This is a genomic window from Actinomadura scrupuli, from assembly GCF_050971785.1.
In the GTDB taxonomy this organism is placed as follows: Bacteria; Actinomycetota; Actinomycetes; order Streptosporangiales; family Streptosporangiaceae; genus Actinomadura_E; species Actinomadura_E scrupuli.
Genome location: NZ_JBPCCU010000006.1, coordinates 1 through 16,072 on the forward strand (window position 1 = coordinate 1; position 16,072 = coordinate 16,072).

General features: G+C 69.9%; 18 protein-coding genes and 1 tRNA gene. 8 read left to right on the forward strand and 11 right to left on the reverse strand.

All coding sequences use genetic code 11. The annotated features are described in order from the left end of the window. Positions 1 to 86: 86 nt before the first annotated feature. Positions 87 to 1,643, reverse strand: a complete 1,557-nt coding sequence (locus ACRYCC_RS25465) for a trypsin-like serine protease (RefSeq protein ID WP_433816070.1) — start codon at positions 1,641 to 1,643, stop codon at positions 87 to 89. 584 nt (positions 1,644 to 2,227) lie between these two features. Here ACRYCC_RS25465 and ACRYCC_RS25470 point away from each other — a divergent pair. Next, complete coding sequence (locus ACRYCC_RS25470) at positions 2,228 to 3,814, forward strand: polysaccharide deacetylase family protein (protein ID WP_433816072.1); 1,587 nt, start codon at positions 2,228 to 2,230, stop codon at positions 3,812 to 3,814. Positions 3,815 to 3,902: 88 nt separating this feature from the next. Here the strand turns inward: ACRYCC_RS25470 and ACRYCC_RS25475 are convergent, their stop codons facing one another. The 10 genes from ACRYCC_RS25475 to ACRYCC_RS25520 all read right to left on the reverse strand — a co-directional run bounded on the left by ACRYCC_RS25475 (position 3,903) and on the right by ACRYCC_RS25520 (position 10,440). Further along, positions 3,903 to 4,682 (reverse strand): MHYT domain-containing protein, encoded by a 780-nt coding sequence (locus tag ACRYCC_RS25475; RefSeq protein ID WP_433816074.1) that lies wholly within the window; start codon positions 4,680 to 4,682, stop codon positions 3,903 to 3,905. 349 nt (positions 4,683 to 5,031) lie between these two features. Then, positions 5,032 to 6,132 carry a winged helix DNA-binding domain-containing protein gene (locus ACRYCC_RS25480; protein WP_433816076.1) on the reverse strand — a complete coding sequence of 367 codons (1,101 nt, stop codon included), beginning with the start codon at positions 6,130 to 6,132 and terminating at the stop codon, positions 5,032 to 5,034. Next, complete coding sequence (locus ACRYCC_RS25485; protein ID WP_433816078.1) at positions 6,129 to 6,428, reverse strand: type II toxin-antitoxin system VapB family antitoxin; 300 nt, start codon at positions 6,426 to 6,428, stop codon at positions 6,129 to 6,131. The genes ACRYCC_RS25480 and ACRYCC_RS25485 overlap by 4 nt, the downstream gene beginning before the upstream one ends. A gap of 101 nt (positions 6,429 to 6,529) precedes the next feature. After that, positions 6,530 to 7,384, reverse strand: a complete 855-nt coding sequence (gene ypfJ / locus ACRYCC_RS25490; protein WP_433816079.1) for a KPN_02809 family neutral zinc metallopeptidase — start codon at positions 7,382 to 7,384, stop codon at positions 6,530 to 6,532. Positions 7,385 to 7,462: 78 nt separating this feature from the next. Next, entirely contained in the window at positions 7,463 to 8,494 is a 1,032-nt protein-coding gene (locus ACRYCC_RS25495; protein ID WP_433816081.1) for an ABC transporter substrate-binding protein, read from the reverse strand. Positions 8,495 to 8,608: 114 nt separating this feature from the next. Then, positions 8,609 to 8,695, reverse strand: a tRNA-Ser gene (locus ACRYCC_RS25500). 10 nt (positions 8,696 to 8,705) lie between these two features. After that, complete coding sequence (gene tadA, locus ACRYCC_RS25505; protein WP_433816083.1) at positions 8,706 to 9,182, reverse strand: tRNA adenosine(34) deaminase TadA; 477 nt, start codon at positions 9,180 to 9,182, stop codon at positions 8,706 to 8,708. Next, positions 9,175 to 9,642, reverse strand: a complete 468-nt coding sequence (locus ACRYCC_RS25510) for a tRNA adenosine deaminase-associated protein (protein ID WP_433816085.1) — start codon at positions 9,640 to 9,642, stop codon at positions 9,175 to 9,177. The genes tadA and ACRYCC_RS25510 overlap by 8 nt, the downstream gene beginning before the upstream one ends. Before the next feature lie 41 nt (positions 9,643 to 9,683). Further along, positions 9,684 to 10,154 (reverse strand): tRNA adenosine deaminase-associated protein, encoded by a 471-nt coding sequence (locus tag ACRYCC_RS25515; RefSeq protein ID WP_433816086.1) that lies wholly within the window; start codon positions 10,152 to 10,154, stop codon positions 9,684 to 9,686. Between the two features lie 103 nt (positions 10,155 to 10,257). Continuing rightward, entirely contained in the window at positions 10,258 to 10,440 is a 183-nt protein-coding gene (locus ACRYCC_RS25520; RefSeq protein ID WP_433816088.1) for a hypothetical protein, read from the reverse strand. A gap of 59 nt (positions 10,441 to 10,499) precedes the next feature. Between ACRYCC_RS25520 and upp the strand changes: the two genes are divergently transcribed. From upp to ACRYCC_RS25555, 7 genes are all read left to right on the forward strand, one after another. Next, positions 10,500 to 11,138 (forward strand): uracil phosphoribosyltransferase, encoded by a 639-nt coding sequence (gene upp, locus ACRYCC_RS25525; protein ID WP_433816090.1) that lies wholly within the window; start codon positions 10,500 to 10,502, stop codon positions 11,136 to 11,138. Positions 11,139 to 11,263: 125 nt separating this feature from the next. Then, positions 11,264 to 11,521, forward strand: coding sequence for a hypothetical protein (locus tag ACRYCC_RS25530; RefSeq protein WP_433816092.1), 258 nt, complete (start codon positions 11,264 to 11,266; stop codon positions 11,519 to 11,521). A gap of 97 nt (positions 11,522 to 11,618) precedes the next feature. Further along, positions 11,619 to 11,759 carry a hypothetical protein gene (locus tag ACRYCC_RS25535; RefSeq protein ID WP_433816093.1) on the forward strand — a complete coding sequence of 47 codons (141 nt, stop codon included), beginning with the start codon at positions 11,619 to 11,621 and terminating at the stop codon, positions 11,757 to 11,759. After that, positions 11,756 to 12,286: a PH domain-containing protein gene (locus ACRYCC_RS25540; RefSeq protein ID WP_433816095.1), complete on the forward strand. Its 531-nt coding sequence runs from the start codon at positions 11,756 to 11,758 to the stop codon at positions 12,284 to 12,286. Before ACRYCC_RS25535 ends, ACRYCC_RS25540 begins: the two co-directional genes overlap by 4 nt. Positions 12,287 to 12,452: 166 nt before the next feature. Beyond that, a complete protein-coding gene (locus tag ACRYCC_RS25545) occupies positions 12,453 to 13,802 on the forward strand; it encodes a helix-turn-helix domain-containing protein (RefSeq protein WP_433816097.1) in 1,350 nt (449 codons plus the stop codon). A gap of 125 nt (positions 13,803 to 13,927) precedes the next feature. Beyond that, complete coding sequence (locus tag ACRYCC_RS25550; RefSeq protein ID WP_433816099.1) at positions 13,928 to 14,611, forward strand: FadR/GntR family transcriptional regulator; 684 nt, start codon at positions 13,928 to 13,930, stop codon at positions 14,609 to 14,611. A gap of 62 nt (positions 14,612 to 14,673) precedes the next feature. Further along, the gene (locus ACRYCC_RS25555; protein ID WP_433816101.1) at positions 14,674 to 16,059 is read left to right on the forward strand and encodes a CynX/NimT family MFS transporter; all 1,386 of its coding nucleotides are present in this window, start codon (positions 14,674 to 14,676) and stop codon (positions 16,057 to 16,059) included. The last annotated feature ends 13 nt before the right edge of the window (positions 16,060 to 16,072 follow it).

Below are 16,072 nucleotides of genomic sequence, written 5' to 3' on the forward strand. Positions count from 1 at the left end.
CGGTGGTACGGCCTGCCGTAGCGGCCGCACCGGAGCGCGCCCGCCACGGGAGGAATTCCGTGGCGGGCGCGCTCGCTTGCTCTGGGTCAGCCGAAGAGGTTGAACGAGTTGACGCCGGTGGCGGCCTTCACCGGTGAGGCGAAGGTGCCGTAGCCGCTGCCCTTGTAGAGCCACAGGGTTCCGGTGCTGCTCCGGGTCACCAGGTCGGACTTGCCGTCGCCGTTGACGTCGCCGGTGGCTGCGATCCCGGTGGCGGACTTGAGCGCGGAACTGCTCAACAGCTTGCGGGTGCCGAACGTTCCGGTCGTGCTGCTCGGGAACAGGTAGGCCGCGCCGCCGGAGGTCCGGGCGATGAGGTCGGGGCGGCCGTCGCCGGTGTAGTCGCCGTGCCCGACGACCTGTGCGTACGAGAGCCAGCCGGTGCCGAGCTTCTTGGCACTGCCGAAGGTCCCGTTGCCCTTTCCGGGGTAGACGTACAGGTATCCGCTGGAATTGACCGACAGGAGGTCAGGCAGGGCGTCGCCGGTCACATCACCGGGGGCGATGATCTGCTTGACGGTGCTCCAGTACGAAGAGAGCTTGGTGTTGTACATCGTGCTTCCGTACTTGTGACGCCAGTAGAGGGCCCCGGAAGTCGTGCGCACGATGTAGTCCACGACGCCGTCGCGGTTGAGGTCCGTCTGCAGCACCTTGTTGAAGCTGCCCCAACCGCTCCCGGCCGAGGAGCTCGTGGTGAGTGTGACGCCCTTGTACACCCGTGCGGTGCCGCCGGTCTTGTACCGGGCGAACACATCGGCCCGGCCGTCTCCGCTCCAGTCGGCGTCGTTGACCCGTGCCAGCGTGACGCCGGTGTACGCGCTCACCTTGGTGAAGACCGGGTAGGTGCCGCTACTTCCGCAGTACTTCAGGACGCCGCCATCGGAGGCGACTTCGGACACGCCCCACGAGACGATGCCCGCGACACGCCCGTTGACCACCAGCGGACCGCCGGAGTCGCCCACGCAGGTGGTGGTGGTCGTGGTGTCGTCACCCGTCGAGGCTGGGCCTGCGCAGACCATGTGCCCGTTGACGAACAGGTCCTGGCCCAGCGACGCACTGAGAGCGGCGTCGCAGGTGGCGTCCGCCTCGATCGGCAGCGTGGCCTGCTTCAGCACATCCGACAGGTTGCCGTCCGGACCCGAGCTGGTCAGGCCCCAGCCGTACACCGTGGCGTTGGTGCCGGCCGCGTACAGGGCACTGTCGGTGTTGGCGGCGATCTTGGCCGTCGCGAGCGGAAGCGTCCGGTCCAGCGTGAGTACGGCCACGTCGTTGTCGATGGACGAAGGGTTGTACCCGGGGTTGACCCACTGCCGCTTGACCAGGGCCACCTTGGCGTTGTCGTCCAACAGGGTGGCGGTGCCGCCGAGGACGACACCGTTGTTGTACCAGTCCATGCCGTAGACGCAGTGAGCAGCCGTCATCACCTTGTTGGGTGCGACCAGGGTGCCGGCACAGAAGGTGGCTTCGCCGGAAGCCGCGTTGGAGTACCACAGCTGGAGCATGTACGGCGCTGCCCCGATGGTGGTCTGCGAGCCGCCGATGATCTGCGGGGTCACGGTGGACGTCGACCGCGCCGACGGCTTACGGACGACCGACTTCGGCACGTAGCCTTGCTTCTCCGCCGCGGCGCGGATCCGCTCGAGCAGCTTGTCGGCGGTTGTTCCGTCACTGGGGGCTGCGACCGCCGAGGACGTGTTTGCGGCACCAGCGCTGACCAGCGCAAGTGCGAGGAGGCTAGCGGAGAGGGCGCGGCGAACGCCAGGCCTTCTCCCGCTGCGAAAAGCAGGATTCAAAGGGGTCCCTTGCAAGAAGAAGGCGCGCTGTCGAGAGCGCCTGAAGCGGTGTCAGGGGCTTCGCGCACTGGGGGCACGTGCTGGCGCATATCTGACGCGGCGATGTTAGCGTGACGTATCAACGCAAAGGATCTACGAGATCTGTTTGTGACTTATTACAGACATAACCGACGTAGTGCAGCTCTTCGGATTTATCCGGCCGCCTAGTCCGCCAGGGCGACCACCGGCCTGGCCTGGGTTCCCCAGTGGAGATCGGCCCATCGAAGACGAACCGTCGCGGCCGCATGCGCTCGGCGGCCACTGGGACCCGAACAAAGGGGAGGACCTTCGTCCATGGCCACAAGGCCGCGGAAGGAGGACGCTCAGGGTGGTCGGGTCGAAGGACGGTGGAAATCATGTGGCGGTTCACCAAGGCCGTGTCACTCCGGATCATTTTGATCTCGATGGCGTTGACCGGCGTCTCCGCGGCGGAGAGCGCGCAGGGCTCAACGAACGCCGCGGTGGCCGACATCCCCACGTACGCTCCCTCGGTCACGGCACGTTCCGGTGCCGCCGGTGTCGACGTCGTCTATCGCGCGTCGAAGGGCAACACCGTTCTTCGTACGTTCACCGGGGGCGTCTGGTCGGCCCCGACCGACCTGGGCGGGAAACTGATCGGCGGCCCCGCGACCACGTACGCCGATACGACGCTGCAGGTACTGGGCCGCGGTACGGACGGCCAGCTCTGGCAGAGGGTGCGCACGGCCGGCGTCTGGGGCTCGTGGGCGAAGGTGGGCGGCCTTGTCATGTCATCCGCCCCAGCGGCCGTGGGCCGCTCCGACGGCCGTGTCGACGTGTTCGTCCGTGACGCCGCCGACGCCCTGGCCATGCGGACGTACCGCCCTGGCTCGGGCTGGGGCACGTGGACCTCACTCGGCGGTGTCCTGTACAGCGCCCCGGCGGTGGTCGCGACCGATTCCGGCGGGCTGCAGGTCTTCGTCACCGGCAAGGATTCGGCCGTGTGGACGAAGACGCTGACCGACAGCTCATCGTCGGCGTGGCAGTCCCTGGGCGGCAGCACGCACAGCGCACCCGCCGCGGTCGTGCCCTCGGCCGGGAGGGTGACGCTGTTCGTGCGGGACGCGGCGAGCAACACGCTGCAGACGAACACCTATACGGATTCGTGGTCCGGCTGGCAGTCTCTCGGCGGCCTGCTGATCGATGGTCCGGGAGCGTCCGTGGCCGGCGACTCGGTGAGCGTCGTCGCCCGTGGCCGGGACGGGGCCCTCTGGAGCCGAACGGGGCACGAGGCCACCTGGTCCGCCTGGGCACGGGCCTGGGTGCCGGGCTCCCAGCCCGCGATCCCGTCCTCGCTGCTGGGCAAGAACGTCACCAAGATCCCCACCACCTCCAAGGTCGTCGCGCTCACCTTCGACTCCGCATGGAGCGCGGCCGGCGCCGAGTCGATCCGCGCCACTCTGCAGCGCGAGAACGCCATGGCCAGCTTCTTCCTCGTCGGCGACTTCACCCGGCTGTTCCCGGCGGAGGCCAACCTGCTGGCGACCTCCGGCTTCCGCATCGGAAATCACTCCGACAACCACCCGGACTTCACCACGATCACTGACGCGACCGCGCGAACAGAGATCGGGAACGCGCAGACGGCGATCTTCTACACCAACGGCGCCGAGCCGCGCGCGCTGTTCCGGTTCCCCTACGGCGCTTACACCGCCTCGGACGTCACGCTGGCCAACGGGCTCGGATACGTCCCCGTCGGCTGGACCGTCGACTCGCTCGGCTGGCAGGGCACGTCAGGCGGAATGACCGTGACGAAGGTCGTCGACCGGGTGCTCGCCGCCGCCCAGCCCGGTGAGATCGTGCTGATGCACGTGGGCGCCAACCCCGACGACGGAACCACCCTCGACGCCGCCGCGCTCCCCAGCATCATCAGTGGCCTGCGCGATCGCGGGTACTCCTTCGTCACGCTCGACGCGCTGCTGCCCTGACGTACGGCCCTGGCGGACGGCCTGGAACCGCGGTCGACCGGCCCTGTGCGGGCGCTCATGACCATGCGGCCACCGACGGCCTGGCGCGTCACCGTGCCCGGCGCTGCGCGATCCGCAGCAGGAGCTGCTCCTCCTTCTGGCGCTCGCTCTCGTTGGGCGAGACGCCGAGCAGCAGCACCAAGGCCGCGGTGACCATGCTGACGGCCAGCGTGAGCGGAAGCAGCAGATCCATCGCGCCCGCGCCCGCGGGGATCGCCGGGTGCGCCTGGGTGTGCACCTCCATCGCCGCCATGCCCGTGTAGTGCATGCCGCTCACGGCGAACGCCATGATCAGGGCCGCGCCGATGGTGGCCGGCAGGCCGCGGACCCACAGCGCCGCCCACAGTGCGGCCGTGGCCGCCACAACGGCGATCACCACGGAGAGCACGACCGGTTTGGGGTTGTAGTGGATCGTCGCGCCGACACGCATCGCCGCCATGCCCGTGTAGTGCATGATCGCGACACCGGAGCCGGTGATCAGACCGCCCACCAGCAGCGGACCGGCCTGTGGCTCCAGGAATCCGACGATGAACAGGCCGACGCCCACCACCACGACGGCGATAACCGCGCTGATGAGGGTCAGCGCGATGTCATAGCGGATCTGTACCCCGGAAACTGTGTAGCCGAGCATCGCGATGAAGTGCATCACCCAGATTCCGGTGCCACCGATGGCCACCGCCGCGCCGACCAGCCATCGGGCCCGTTCACGCCCTGCTCTTGCCCTGGCACGGGCTGCGAATGACAGACCCAGCAGCGACCCGAAAAAGGACATTAAGTAGGCAAAGCCAGGTGTCAATATTCCGTACGTGAAATGGTGAACTTCCGGCATAGGCCACTCCCATCGACCGGGCAATGGTGCCAGATGATGGCCTCAATGGGGAGGGCCCAAAAGTCACACGGCCATAGGATAGGGGCGATGACCAGCGGTTATCCGCTCTGTCGTCCTGCTCGCAATGAATGGCGGTGTTCGCCAATGCCGGGGGCGGCCATGATGACCAACCGTTACCAGGCTTCACCATTCCGCCATTATGGAAGATTCAATCATTTTGGCACGCTCCACTCATACCGCACCGCTTTGCGAAAAGGAGCGGATGAGCAGGCCGTTCATGCGCCCGGCGAGAATCGGCGTGATCCGGCGAACACGCAGGGCCATTGTTCAGAGAGGTGAACGAAGCCCGCTAAGGATGGGAAGGGCCCGGTGCGGCCAGTTCGACCACGCGCTTCCCGGCGTCCGGCGCCACGAAGGCGAGCATGCGCTCGGCCTCCGGCTCCAGGTCCGCGGGCAGCGGACCGCTCCGTGCGGCGAACGGGCGCAGCGTGAGCACCGCCGTCCCGCCCTGGAGCCCGTACGACCACTGCCCGGCGACCAGGCCGTCGACAAGGTAGGGCATCACGTTGCTCCGGACCATCCTCATCACCTCGTCGTGGTGCTCGGCGGGCAGAATCCGGGTGCGGTCACGGTAGGAGATCACCGCGGCGTCCAGCCTGGCGAGCAGCCGGACGGGCACGGGCACGTCCTCGGCGGCCAGGGCGGCGCCGGGCAGGTCGTACAGGTCGCGGCCCGCGGTGTCGGTGTAGCGGACGGGCTCCAGCGCCGTCAGCGCCGGGTCGATCTGCCGGTAGCGCAGCCAGGTGAACGCGGCGATGTCCTCCCGGGTGGCCGGGCCGAAGGCGGCGAGATACCCGCGCACCAGCGCTGTGGTGGCCGCCGCTTCCGCCTCCAGTGGCCCGTCCCAGGCGACCAGCGAGAACTTGCCGTGCCGCTGCCACATGCCGCTCGGCGGGACGTGCACCAGAGGCAGCATCGTCCGGGCATAGTCGAGCAGCGACTCCTTCTTGACCGTGCCACCGCTGAGCTCGCGGACGCGATCCCGGATCTCGTCGGTGGTGCGCGGCTCGGCGGTGAACTCCGCCAGCCCCGCGACGATCTGCTGTTCGAGCGGGGCCGCCGGCCGGTTGGCGGTCCGCAGCATGGCGGCGAGCTGGGGCCCGCAGGCGGCCGCGAAAGCGGGATAGTCGTCGGCACCCACCAGATGGAGCGTGCCCCGCATCAGCGTGGACTTGACCAGCGTGCGCTCGCGCAACGCCGTCTCGAGCTCCTCGATGCGGAACCCCTCGAGCCTGCTGTGCAGTGCCACATAGGGCGAGGGGGAATACTGCGCCTGCAGCGCCGCGAGCCGGCGTACGGCCTGTACGGCGGGCATCGGCCGCCGCTCCAGCAGCAGTTGCCGGGCCAGCAGGGAGACGGTCAGCTCCCGATCCGTCAGAACCCGCGTCACCTGGTGTCGAGGTCCAGCACCCGGGCGTGTAGGACCTGCCGCTGATGCAGGGCCGCGCGGACCGCCCGGTGCAGGCCGTCCTCCAGATAGAGCGCGCCCTGCCATTGCACGACGTGCGGGAAAAGATCCCCGTAGAAGGTGGAGTCCTTGGCCAGCAGGGAATGCAGGTCCAGTTCGCGCTTGGTGGTGATCAACTCGTCGAGGCGGAGCTGACGTGGCGGAATCTTCGCCCAGTCCCGGGCGGCGAGCCCGTGCTCCGGATAGGGCCGCCCGTCGCCAACCGACTTAAAGATCACCTCAGGAGTCTACGGGGCCTGCCCGTGCCGCGTCATTCCCACCGCGACCCCCTGCCTCTATGCATCATTACGGATCGGGAGCCGGATACCCCGGGCCGGAGTCAGATACCACCGGAGAAGGTGTCACATCCGTTCGGATCTCCGGTCCGGTAGCCGGTGGTGAACCACTTCTGCCGCTGCGCCGCGGTGCCGTGGGTGAAGCCGTCCGGATTCACCCGGCCCTGTGACCGCTCCTGGATCCGGTCGTCGCCGACGGCCTGGGCCGCGCTCAGCGCCTGCCGGATGTCGGCCTCGGTGAGCTTGAGGCCGGAGGCGTTCTTGGCCCAGACGCCCGAGTAGCAGTCGGCCTGCAGTTCCAGCCGTACGGAGCCGCTGGTGGCACCGGTCTGCCCGGGCTTCACCTTGTCGGAGGTGCCGAGGAGGTTCTGGATGTGATGACCGTACTCGTGCCCGATGACGTAGGCCTGCGCGAACGGACCGCCCTCGGCGCCGAACCTCTGCTGCAGTTCCTTGAAGAAGGTCAGATCGAGGTAGACCTTCGTGTCGGGCGGGCAGTAGAAGGGCCCCACCTCGGAGGTGGCGTGGCCGCACCCGGTCTCGGTGGCCTGGCTGAACAGCTGCGTCTTGGCCGGTTGGTACGAACGGCCCTGGTCGGCGAACTCCTTCTTCCAGTACCGCTGGACGCTGTTCACGGTGCCGACGATGCGGCAGTCCTCCGACTTGTCGGCGTCCGCGCCCGTACGGCACTGGGAGAGGTTGCCCGAGGGCTGCACCGGGGCCGGCACACCGCCGCCACCACCTCCGCCGACGTTCACCCCGAACAACACCGCCACGATCAGCGCGACGATGCCCGCCGCGCCACCGCCGATGGCGAGACCGCCCCCGGGAAAGCCCCCGCCGCCGCGCGCATCCTCGACCTGGGAGGCGTCGAGTTGTGAGTCGTCATCGAAATCCATGCAGGCGCAATCCCCTTTTCACCGGCTTTCATGCTCCGGAATCCGGTCTGCGAGGCTCATCCGCGAGGGAGAGCCAGCTCAGAGCCCCTCCGGCCGCTGACCGGCCGGCACCGGCCCGTGCCGGGTCCAGCGCAGGAGCACGGCCCGGTGCCCCAGCTGAAGCCCGTTCACGGGGTCGATCGCGAAGTCGCCGAAGAGGGTGGAGGTGTCCAGCGAGGCGGCCGCAGCCCACACGAGTTCACGGGCCGTACCGCCCGCCAGCCGCATGCAGTGCGCGGCCAGCACGGCGGCGGCCGCGGCCTGGACGGCCGGGTAGTCGGGCGGCCCGGGGTCCGGATACGCGGCGAGGAACTCCACCTCGGCCGGGCCGAGCGCGGCCGGACCCCCGCCGGAGGGGAACCACTGGCCGACCCCGAAGATCCCCTCGGCGTCGGGCACGGCACGACCGAACTCCCCGATGCCGGCCGCGACGGCGCAGACGGTCCGCGGCGGATGCGGCAGGCGGGACGCGCGGACGACCGTGTGGACGTCCTCCTCGAACGTGCCGGCGCAGAGCAGGTCCCAGGGCGGACCCGGTGACGGCGGGCCGTCCCCGGGGCCGAGGCGGGTGGTGCCGAGGCCGAGGGTGCGGGCCGTCGCCTCCGCGCCGGCCGCCACCTGGCGGGCGAAAGCGCCCTTGCCGTGCACGATCCACAGCCGGGCACGGGCCGGGTCGCCCGCCAGCCACGCCAGGAAGGGCTCGGCGTACCGGCTCGCCGGGGTGGAGACCGACACCACGTGACCGGGGTGGGCCGCCTGCACGTCGTCACCCGCTCCGCCGTGGTTCCAGATCAACAGGCCCAGCTCCGCCGCGACGTCCCCCGCCGTCCTGGCCAGCCGGGTCGAGTACGGGCCCAGCAGCACGTCGCACCGTCCGGAGAGGCGGCGGAGACCGGTCGCCAGCAGGCGAGGGTCGCTGTGATCGTCTTCGATGATGAGGTCTGCGGCCCCGTCCAGCACCCGCCAGGTCTCCAGCCCGAGGGCCGCCTGCCTGCCGAACCGGGCATATTTCCCCGACAGCGACAGGCAGACGCCCATCCGCAGTCGCCCGGGGCGTGCCGTGGCCGTCATCTCAACCGCACCTCTGCCGTCGCGCCGGATCGCCGGGGGAGAAGCCGGGTACGGGCCACCGAGTGCAAAAGGGCCGCCGACCCGTCCAGGCGGGTCGGCAGCCCTCGTGTGCGGCGGTGGTGGTGGGATTTGAACCCACGGAAGAGTTGCCCCTTCACACGCTTTCGAGGCGTGCGCCCTCGGCCACTAGGCGACACCACCGTCGCGAAGCCTACCCGACTCGGCGGCCGGCGAAGAACCGGGTCAGCAGGGCGCCGCATTCCTCGGCCAGCACACCGGCGATCACTTCGGGCCGGTGGTTGAGGCGGCGGTCCCTGACGACGTCCCACAGGGACCCGACCGCACCCGCTTTCGGGTCCACGGCCCCGTACACGATGCGGTCCAGCCGGGCCAGGACGGCGGCCCCGGCGCACATCGTGCAGGGCTCCAGCGTCACGGCGAGCGTGCAGCCCGTCAGCCGCCAGCGGCCGAGCGTCGCGGCGGCGGCCCGGATGGCCAGCACCTCGGCGTGTGCGGTCGGATCGCCGGTCAGCTCGCGCTCGTTGCGGCCGGCCCCGATGACCTGGCCACCGGAGTCCAGGACGACGGCGCCCACGGGCACGTCCGCACCCGCTCCGGCCGCCTGCCGCAGGGCGAGCCGCATGATCGATTCGAACTCCCGCTCCGTGTCGTTCACCGGGTCATTCATGGAGCCGATCGAACTCGTCGGCGAAGCCGGCCCGCTCGGCGACGATCAGCAGGGCGTCCGTCGGCAGCGACCGCTGGCTCAGGTCGTCGAGCTCCTGGGCGTCGGCGCCGAAGTCCTCCAGGAGGTCACGGTCGCCGTCCGGGGTGCCGTCCACCCCGCCGTCCGGCGCATCTTCGGCGGCCCCGATGAACTGGTAGAGCAGGCCGGCGAGCTCGCTGGAGACGATGGCCCGGGTGTCGGACAGGAAGACCCGGGGGTCCTCCTCGCCGTCCAGGCGCAGCACGGCGAACCACTCGTCGTCCTCCTCGACGAGCAGCAGCACGGGATCTCCGCCCGTCTCGAGCGCGGACTCTCGGAGCAGGTCGGAGACGTCATCCATGACCTTGGCCTCGGCGAGATCGGCCTCGGTTCCTACCCACCCGGCCTCGGTCTGGGCGAAGACTGCGGCGAAATACGGCACCTGCTCATTGTGGCAAAAGGTGGTACGGCTGCGAAGGGCAGTCAGCCGAGCGTGTCGATCGCCCGCTCGAAGGCCTGGGCGAATCCGATCCGCTCGGCGATGCTGGAGAGCATCTCGTCCGGATAGAGATCCAGATCCCCGGAGATCGCGCCCAGCTCCATCTCGTCCAAGCCGAGGTCACTGAAGATCGACATGTCCCCCACCGGCAGGACCTGGTCGAGCTCCTCGTCCTCGGGGATGGGAATGTCGAGGTAGTCCAGCACCTGCCCGGCCAGCGCCCATTCGACGGACGCGGTCACGTCCGACAGGAAGATCATCACCTCGTCGGCCAGCACCCGGATCGCCACGAAGAAGTCGTCGCCAACCGCCACCAGCCCGATCGTGCCGGCGATGCTGGGCTGCTGCCGCAGCGCGTGGATCAGTCCCGCCAGATCCTCGGTCAGCGCGACCGGGAGCAGCTCGGTCTCCCACTGCTCGTCCTCGCGAAACACCACGACGGCGAAATCCGTCATGCTCACATCCGTCAAGTCATCCACCCCACCGGCGCGGTCACTGCCCTGGGCATGGTCGCAGATGCCGAACGTGCTCGCGCACTCCACCCGGAAACTCGAGTGCTCAGTGGTTGCGGAACGTGCGCATCCGCAACGTCGCCCGGATCTCGGCCTGGCGGGACCGGCGGGGGGTGACCCGCTTGCGGAGCTCACGCGCCTCGGCGAGCTCGCGCAGGAAGACCGCGCGGCGGCGGAGCCGGTCCCGGATGAACTCGGCACTCAGCCCTTCGTCGCGCTCGCCGCTCATGGAGAAGTCGTTCCCACCTCGTCGAGTTCCATTCCGCGGCGTGGGTTAGCGTGATCCCCATGGAGACCCTGGCCGTCGATCATCCGCTGGTCGCGCACAAGCTCACCACCCTCCGCGACGTACGCACCGACTCGCCGACATTCCGCCGGCTGGCCGACGAGCTGGTCACCCTGCTCGCCTACGAGGCGACCCGGGACGTCCGGGTCGTCGACGCGACCGTGCAGACCCCCCTCGCCCTCGCCGACGGGGTCCAGCTGGCACGACCGGCCCCTCTCGTGGTCCCGATCCTGCGGGCGGGGCTGGGCATGCTGGAGGGTATGACCCGGCTGCTGCCCACCGCCGAGGTCGGGTTTCTCGGCATGGTCCGGAACGAGACCACCCTGCAGGCGGAGACTTACGCCACCCGGCTGCCCGACGACCTGTCCGGACGCCAATGCTATGTTCTCGATCCCATGCTCGCCACCGGTGGCACGCTGGCCGCGGCGATCAAGTTCCTGCTGGACAGAGGCGCGATCGACGTGACCGCGCTGTGCCTGCTGGCCGCTCCCGAGGGCCTGCGGCACCTGGAGGAGGTCTTCGAGCGCACCTCGGCCCCGATCCGGGTCGTCACCGCCGCCATCGATCCGAAGCTCAATGAGGTGGGCTACATCGTGCCCGGGCTCGGCGATGCCGGCGATCGGCTGTACGGAGTCGTCTGACCTGCAGGTTCAGTGATCGGCCCGGCTGGGTAGGCAACGGGAGGGAACGCCGTCGAGGCGCTCCTGTCCGCGCCCGCCGGAAGGGGACCCGCGGAGTGGCGTGAGCGATGCTCGGGGGAGCCGTCATGATCGACCAAGGGGGGACCGATCCGTCCGGACGCTATGAGGGCATCGCGGCGCGGCTCCGTGCGGAGTTCGCCGAGATCCACTCACCGGCGATAGTGTCACGCTGCGTGAACGCCGCCCAGCATGGCGCGGAGGATGTGACCGGCTCCGCCCCGCTTGACCTGGTGGAACGGATAGCGCGCAAACACCTGCAGGTTCTCGCCGTCGTCGCCTCGGAGCGAAGGCACCAAATCACCTTGCGCAACGCGGCCACCTGACCGCGCTTTACCCTCGGTAGCGGCTAGTGTAGAACTGAGCAGGGGTCAGTGGGTCAGCGCGCTCCGGGAGGCGGACTTGCCCGCAAAGAAGTACACCGTGTGGGCTGTAGCGGCCTTCGCGGTTCTGTACATGGTGAAGTCACCCACTGACGCCGCGTCCGCGGTGCAGCACGCGGCGAGCGGGCTCGCCTCCGTCGCCGACTCCCTGTCGATCTTCGTGAACAAGCTGGCCGCATGAGACTCGTGACCCCCGGCGACTCCGCCCCCACCTCGGTCAACCGGTATCTCCTGCCGCACGAGAGCCAGGTCATCACCGTGCGCCATCACCCTGCCGTGCTGATGAAGCCGGTGGCCCTGGTGCTCGGCGGCCTCATCATCGCCGGCTTCCTCAGCAACACCGTCGCCAGCCAGGCCGGCTCGGTGGTCAGCTGGATCTGGTGGGCGTGGCTGATCCTGCTCGCCTGGTTCGTGTGGCAGGTCGCCGAGTGGTCGGTCGACTACTTCGTCATCACCAACCAGCGCATGATCCTCACCACCGGCCTGATCAACCGCAAGGTGGCCATGATGCCGCTCGGCAAGGTCACCGACATGAGCTTCCAGCGTTCCATCGCCGGGCGGATGCTCGGATACGGCGAGTTCGTGCTCGAGTCGGCCGGTCAGGACCAGGCGCTGCGCACCGTCGGATATCTGCCCTACCCCGAGCAGCTCTATCTCGAGGTCTGCGAAATGATCTTCCCGAACAAGAACGCCTCCGCCGACGACTGAGCCCGGCTCGTGTCCAATGGGGCAAACCCCGCATTCAGCCAGATGAGTGCGGTGAAGTTCCGGGCGGTGTCCATGTTGCTTGGGTTACTCTCAATGCGCGCCGACCCCCGGCGTGCAATCATGTCGGCACCCCAACCGCCTGATTCCTTCCGCTAAGTGAGTCCACATGCCGGGTCCGGGCAACGTCGGTGAACGTGTACGCAACCTGCGGCTTACGAGACGTCTGTCGCAAGCGCAGCTCGCCGCTCATGACCTTTCTGACAGCTATATCTCGCTGATCGAGTCGGGCAAGCGCACGCCGACCCCGGCGGTGCTGCGCCTGCTCGCCGAACGTCTCGGCTGTACCCCCGAATACCTCGCCGACGGCGTCGAGCCGGAGCAGCGCGCCTACCTCGAGGTCCGCGAGCGCCAGGCCCGGCTGGCCTGCCTCGCCGACGACCCCGGCATGGCGCTGTCCATCTTCGACGAGGTCATCCTGCGCAGCGACGATCCCGAGCTGACGCTGCGCGCCCGCTGGGGACGGGCCCGCGCGCTGGAGGACCTCGGTGAGCTCGAATCGGCCATCGGCGCCTTCGAGGAGCTGCGGGAGCAGGCCGAGCGCGACCCCGGCCGGTCGAGCTGGCTGCCGTCGGTGATCTCACTGGCCCGCTGCTATCACGCGGTCGGGGACCTCGGCCAGGCCATCGCCCTCGGCGAGCGCGCGCTCGCCCGGCTGCGCGAGCTCGGGCTGACCGCCGGCCGGGAGTACGCCGAGGCCGGCCGGCTGCTGATGCTCGCCTACGTGGACCGCTCCGATCTTGCACGGGCCCGTGATCTCGGCCGCCGGGTGCTCGCCCCGGACGAGACTCCGGCGACCTCCGCCTACCGGGCCGCCACCGGGCTCGCGCTGCAGCACGGCGCGATCGGGGACGCCCTCTATCTCGCCGACCGGGCCATCGCCGCGCATGACGAGAGCACCGCGCCGCTGTCGCGCGCCCGTCTCGGGGTGGCGGGCGCCCGCGCGCTGCTGCGCGGCGTGGCCTCGTACGCCACCGAGCCGTCCGGGCAGGACTCCGATCTGACCTCCGCGCAGGAGGCGCTGGAACTGCTGCGCGACGCCGCGCCCCGGCTGTCCGGTCCGGACGCCGCCGAGTGCACGGTCGAGACGGCCCGCGCGCTGGTGCTGATGGGCAAGCTCGACCAGGCGGTCGACACCACCGAACGCGCCCTCGGCGAGCTGGACGACGACCACTCCCTGGGCAGCGTCCAGGCCCGGCTCGTCCTGGCCCGGGCGCGGCTGGCCCAGGCGGACACGGCCGCCGCCCTCTCCGAGCTTCACTCCAGCGCCGCCAGGCTGAAGCGTCTCCCACCCGACCGAAGCTCGGCGCGCGCCTCCCGGGAGCTCGGTGACCTGCTCGACGCGGCGGGTGACAGCACCGGTGCGACCGCGGCGTACCGCCGGGCCCTGGAGTCCGCGGGTCTGCGTCCCTCGGCCCGGCTGCCGCAGAACGCCCCGGCCGACCTCGCCGAATTCTGAGCCCCGACCGGTAGTTCTGGGCCTCCCCGCCGCCTTCACCGCGGACTTTCGCGTGCGCATGCCACGTTCTACTCCAAACTAGTCCTAACATGGACACATGGGATGACTGGCTCTTTGGGGGAACCTTGACTCTGCGAGCGGCCCACCGCGCGTCCTTGGTGGATCAGGTGATCGACCAGTTGAAGGGCGAAATCGCAACGGGGGCGTGGGTCGTCGGCGACAAGATTCCCCCAGAGCCGGCCCTGTCGGACAGCCTGGGGGTGGGACGCAACACCATCCGGGAGGCCGTCAAGGCCCTGACCCATGCCGGGCTGCTGGAATGCAGGCAGGGCGACGGCACCTACGTGCGGGCCACCAACGAGATGTCCGGCGCGGTACGGCGCCGGCTGCGCACCGCCAAGGTCATCGAGGTCCTGGAAGTGCGGCGGGCGCTGGAGGTCGAGGCGGCCCGGCTGGCCGCCACCTACCGCGACAACGCCGACATCGCGGCGATCGAGGCCGCCTGCGCCCGGCGTGACGCCGCGCTGGCGATGTCCGACCACGCCGCCTTCGTCGCCGCCGACGTCGACTTCCACACGACGATCGTGGAGGCGACGCACAACCGCGTGCTGATCGAGCTCTGGAACGACTTCACCGAGACCGTACGCTCCACCATCGCCTCGGCCAGCACGGACCTGGCCGGCAGCGCCACGATCCCGCACACGCCCATCGCGGAGGCGATCCGCAACGGGGACGCCGAGGGCGCCGCGCGGGCCAGCCAGGCCTGTATGGAAGAGATCTTCCGCATCGTCAAGGCCACACCGCGCTGACGCCTCTTCCCTCTCGTTCCACCGCACCCCGCGTGCCCCCATGCCCTGACGACGAAGGCGACATGACCCCCGACGGCCCCGACCGCCCGAAGCTCACCCGAACCGCCGCCCTCTGGACCCTGGCCGGTCTCGTCCTGCTGGCGCTCAACCTGCGGACCGCGATCAGCGGGGTGTCACCTCTGCTGGGCGACCTGCAACGTCAGTTCGGGCTGTCCGGCGCGGCCATGGGTGTGCTCACCACCCTGCCGGTGCTGTCCCTGGGTGCCTTCGCCGCAGTGGGGGCTCCGCTGGCACGCAGGTTCGGGCCGTCGGCCAGCCTGACCGGCGCGCTGCTGCTGATCGTGGCGGGCATCCTGGTGCGGCTGATTCCCGCTCCGGTGGCGCTGTTCGCCGGTACCGCGCTGGCCGGGGCGGGGATCGCCATCGGCAACGTGCTCATGCCGTACGTCATCAAGCGGGTCTTCCCGCACCGGATCGGCGGCCTCACCGGGCTGGCGATGATGGTGATGTCGGGTGGAGCGGCCGTCGCGGCGGGGCTGGCGGTGCCGCTCGACGACGCCGGCGGCTGGCGGCTGGCCCTGGCCGTGTGGGCGTTGCCCGCGCTGGTCGCCGCACTGGTCTGGGCCGGCCCGGCCCGGGCGGGCACCGCTCGTCCTGCGCCGGTCCACGCCGCCGGGCGTACGCCGGACTCCGACGGCGGCTCCCTGCTACGCAACCGGCTGGCCTGGTACGTCACCGGTTTCATGGGCATGCAGTCGCTCGCGTTCTACGTGCTCATGTCGTGGCTGCCAGAGATCATGCGGGATCAGGAGTACGCCTCCGCGACCGCCGGGCTGATGCTCTCGGTCATGATGCTGCTCGGCATCCCGACCGGCCTGGCCACGCCCATGCTGGCGGCTCGGCTGCGGGACCAGCGCCCGCTCGTCGTCATCGTCATGGCCCTGATGGCGCTGGGCGTCGGCGGCCTGCTCGCCGCCCCGCAGTACGGCTGGACATGGGTGATCGTGCTGGGCACCGGCACCGGCAGCGCGTTCCCGCTCGCCTACACGCTGATCACGCTGCGCGCGGGTAGCGCGGCGAGCGCGGCCCGGTTGTCGGGCATGGCGCAGACCACCGGCTACCTGCTGGCCGGTTTCGGGCCGATCGCCTTCGGGGCGCTGCACGATGTCACCGGCGGCTGGCGGCTATCGCTGGCGTTCCTGCTGCTCTGGCTGGTCCCCGAGACCCTGGTCGCCTGGAAGGCCGCCCGGCCGGACCAGATCACCACGACGCCGCCCACCCTCTTTCCCGCCGAGCCTCCCACTCCGGCCCATGCCACTTCCTCCGCGGACCCGGCGTGCGCCGGGGCCGCTGAGCCGGAGCCCGTGCGCGGTACGGGCCCCGGGCCGGGCCACGTCCACGCCGAGCCGAAGGACTTCGCCCACCCGGTGCGTACCCGCCGCCCCTGACCCGGCCCTGACC

Coding starts and splice junctions, on each gene's coding strand:
- ACRYCC_RS25470 (WP_433816072.1), top strand. CDS start 2,228: ATGTGGCGGTTCACCAAGGCCGTGTCACTCCGGATCATTTTGATCTCG.
- ACRYCC_RS25475 (WP_433816074.1), bottom strand. CDS start 4,682: ATGCCGGAAGTTCACCATTTCACGTACGGAATATTGACACCTGGCTTT.
- ypfJ (WP_433816079.1), bottom strand. CDS start 7,384: ATGGATTTCGATGACGACTCACAACTCGACGCCTCCCAGGTCGAGGAT.
- ACRYCC_RS25495 (WP_433816081.1), bottom strand. CDS start 8,494: ATGACGGCCACGGCACGCCCCGGGCGACTGCGGATGGGCGTCTGCCTG.
- tadA (WP_433816083.1), bottom strand. CDS start 9,182: ATGAATGACCCGGTGAACGACACGGAGCGGGAGTTCGAATCGATCATG.
- ACRYCC_RS25515 (WP_433816086.1), bottom strand. CDS start 10,154: ATGACGGATTTCGCCGTCGTGGTGTTTCGCGAGGACGAGCAGTGGGAG.
- ACRYCC_RS25520 (WP_433816088.1), bottom strand. CDS start 10,440: ATGAGCGGCGAGCGCGACGAAGGGCTGAGTGCCGAGTTCATCCGGGAC.
- upp (WP_433816090.1), top strand. CDS start 10,500: ATGGAGACCCTGGCCGTCGATCATCCGCTGGTCGCGCACAAGCTCACC.
- ACRYCC_RS25530 (WP_433816092.1), top strand. CDS start 11,264: ATGATCGACCAAGGGGGGACCGATCCGTCCGGACGCTATGAGGGCATC.
- ACRYCC_RS25540 (WP_433816095.1), top strand. CDS start 11,756: ATGAGACTCGTGACCCCCGGCGACTCCGCCCCCACCTCGGTCAACCGG.
- ACRYCC_RS25545 (WP_433816097.1), top strand. CDS start 12,453: ATGCCGGGTCCGGGCAACGTCGGTGAACGTGTACGCAACCTGCGGCTT.
- ACRYCC_RS25555 (WP_433816101.1), top strand. CDS start 14,674: ATGACCCCCGACGGCCCCGACCGCCCGAAGCTCACCCGAACCGCCGCC.